This window comes from uncultured Aquimarina sp. (assembly GCF_947496855.1).
Classification (GTDB): Bacteria; Bacteroidota; Bacteroidia; order Flavobacteriales; family Flavobacteriaceae; genus Aquimarina.
Genome location: NZ_CANMED010000018.1, coordinates 1 through 2,970, shown reverse-complemented (window position 1 = coordinate 2,970; position 2,970 = coordinate 1). Strand labels below are relative to the sequence as shown.

Sequence of the window (2,970 nt, the reverse complement as noted above, 5' to 3'; positions counted from 1 at the left end):
ATCAAATAGTTTATCTTCGCTATCGCTGCGTAAACGATTTAATCAACGACGCTAAGGCTGAGTTTAGTACGACGTTATCTTTAATTACATAAAATGAAGTCAAAAATCATATTATTTTTACTATTAAATTTTGTACTTAGTTCTTGTAAATTTGATGACTCTTTTGATGAAAAACTATTAGCTGATTTTAAAGTTTTTCAAGAGATAATAGATGAAAACCCTGATAAGATAAAAGGACTAAATTTTGATATAGCTGATAGCTATAGATGGATTGTAGAGTCTAATTTTAATAGATTATTTTCTTTTGCGAACGAAAATTTCAAAAATAGATTTATAGAGTTATTTGATAACAAACTAATAACGAGAATTGAAGTTAATAATAAAAAATGTATTCAATTTAGAATCCGACCTGATTATAATAATTCTTTATTAAAATCAGAATGGAATGAACTATGGATAGTTTATAACCCAGGATGTGATTGTGTTTGTCATAAAAAAATTAATGGATATGAAGTTTCAAATGATAATATTAAACAAATAGAAAAAAACTGGTTTAAAGTTATATCAAAAAACAAGAGATATATTGGAGGATAAAACTAAAGCTAACACTATGTAAACGCAATGCTTTTTAAGTGTTTTGAGCAAAAGGAGTTTTGTGTTTGCAGTGTCGGCGCTATAAATTTTATTATTTTTAAACTGATACAATTTAAAACACTAAAAAGTATAGCGCCTTGTGCCCTACCGAAAGTTGCTGACTTTTTACACGCACAGACGTTTACATTAATCGTTGCCAGTAATGTAATGAAACACGCAATCAAAATCATATTAATTCTGATATTTTCAACTTCGACAAATGCTCAAAGTGAAATCACACTTGAATATTTGAAAGGAGAATGGATTTCGGATTCATTAAGGACTAATGAAACTCAGCGATGGAGGGATTTCGTTTTTATCGACAGTTTAGGTCAATTTTATCGAACGACTTGGTGGTGTAAAAACTATGTTTTAGACAAAAAATTAAAACTTAATGGAAATAGAATTGAAAAGTCCAACGAAGAAAAATTTAAAATAACTGCGGTTGACTCAAATACAATTGAACTGAACGGTAAAGACTATTACGGACTTTTTAAACGTGACCCTTGGCCGAATATTGGAAGTTATCAAGAATCGCTGAATAGATTTATCGTTGGAGATTCAATAAAAAAAGTCTTGACAGCAAAATGGAATTTAATAAAATGTGAGGCTGTCCAAACTGACCATAATGAAGAATATCCTAAAGAATATCTGGATTCATACAAGAATCGGAATTTTTTAAATCAATCGGTAAAGGAAAAAGTTGAAATAGAATTTAGAGCAGACAATAAATTTGAGATAACAGGGAATAATAGTAAAATGAAATACCATAGATATATGGTGGATGACGAAAAAATTCAACTCTGGAAATCTGATTACATAATATCAATGTATTTTGAGTTTATTAATAATAACTTAGTTGTTATCGAAAACAAGCACGGAATTAAAAGAAAGTTGATATTTAAAAAGATAACCGAATAAAAACACTACTGGCAACAATGGCTATAATTAATACGGGTTTTGGTGCTTAACCCAAAGTTTAGAGCTTTTAACTAAGTCCACCAAATCTTTTGATTTGGCTTTAGAACAAAAAAAGATAAAACAAAATAAAAAGATTTGGCTAAGTGCTTAATCGGAAATTAATTACTTTTAATTCCCGTACTAACCATAGCCGAGACGTTAGCTACAATGCAAAAAAACATTCTCATTGACTGAAAAACCAAAAAAAATAGAGTTTAATTTAATAGATTTTCCCTTTGAAGATGATGAAAATTTAACAGCATTTTATAAAGGAAGAGAATTTACTGGAATTCTATTTGAAAAACACAATGGGAACTATTTTGAGTATGAATATTTAAACGGACTAGAAAATGGTAGAGCTTATGGAATAAATGAATCCACAAAGAAAATAATTGAAGATGGAAATTTTTTAAACGGACTGAAAGAAGGAAAATATTATCGATTTTTAGTCGATAAACAAATAGATATTGAAGAATATTTTCTAAATGATTTATTACAAGAGCAAAAAGTATTTGACTCTAAAAAAGTATTACTCAAGTATTATTCTCGAAAGGAAAATGTAGATAGAGAATTTTACAACAATGGAACGTTATTTTTTGAAAGACAATCACCTGCTCTGGATAATACTGAGAATGGGAATCTTTTTTATTTTTTAGAAAATGAATCACTATGTAAAAGATTTGAGTATAATGACAAAAAAAGTAAATATCGGTTTGAGTTTAATAAATCAAATTTTCTTAATCACACGAACAAATTAAACTCTATTTTTCATTGGTATCCAGTAAGATGGTTTATTGACGATTTGTTAGTAAATGATAAGCCATTAGCGTTTGAATTTTTAATGCAACTATTAAACCAAGAAGACCATTATTTCGTTGGAGAATCTGCATTTTATTTAGGCGAACTAGGGAATAAAGATGCGATTCCTTATCTGAAAAAAATAGTTACAAATGAAAACGTAGGATATGTTTATCCAAGGATTGCTGATGTGAAATTTGGTGCTCTGTCTATTACTTGTTCGCACGCTAATACAAACGGACAAAGAGCAAAAGATGCAATTAATAAGATAAAGAAAAAGAATTCATTTATACGAAGAGTATTGAGGTAGCACTGTAGCTAACAATGGCTATAATTAATACGGGGTTTCGTGCTTAACCCAAAGTTTAGTGCTTTTTAATTAAGTCCGCAAAAACTTTTGATTTGGCTTTATAAAGAAAAAGATAAAACAAAATAAAAAGTTTTGGCTAAGTGCTTAATCGGAAATTAATTACTTTTAATTCCCGTACTAACCATAGCCGAGACGTTAGGTGCAATTGTCCCATTTTGATCTGACAATTTTTTCGGAGGGATACGCTGGGATTACGGAGTTTTATTCTG

Annotated in this window: 3 protein-coding genes; all 3 read left to right on the top strand. The window is 29.2% G+C overall.

Annotated elements, in window-relative coordinates; all coding sequences use genetic code 11:
* The first annotated feature begins 93 nt into the window (after positions 1-93).
* The 3 genes from Q0921_RS24835 to Q0921_RS24825 all read left to right on the top strand — a co-directional run bounded on the left by Q0921_RS24835 (position 94) and on the right by Q0921_RS24825 (position 2,701).
* Positions 94-594: a hypothetical protein gene (locus tag Q0921_RS24835; RefSeq protein ID WP_299261847.1), complete on the top strand. Its 501-nt coding sequence runs from the start codon at positions 94-96 to the stop codon at positions 592-594.
* Between the two features lie 27 nt (positions 595-621).
* A complete protein-coding gene (locus Q0921_RS24830) occupies positions 622-1,554 on the top strand; it encodes a hypothetical protein (protein WP_299261845.1) in 933 nt (310 codons plus the stop codon).
* A gap of 226 nt (positions 1,555-1,780) precedes the next feature.
* Positions 1,781-2,701 (top strand): hypothetical protein, encoded by a 921-nt coding sequence (locus tag Q0921_RS24825; RefSeq protein ID WP_299261843.1) that lies wholly within the window; start codon positions 1,781-1,783, stop codon positions 2,699-2,701.
* The last annotated feature ends 269 nt before the right edge of the window (positions 2,702-2,970 follow it).

Bases quoted from the DNA above. Each gene is read 5' to 3' on its own strand.
- Q0921_RS24835 (WP_299261847.1), top strand. From the start codon at position 94: ATGAAGTCAAAAATCATATTATTTTTACTATTAAATTTTGTACTTAGT.
- Q0921_RS24830 (WP_299261845.1), top strand. From the start codon at position 622: ATGCTTTTTAAGTGTTTTGAGCAAAAGGAGTTTTGTGTTTGCAGTGTC.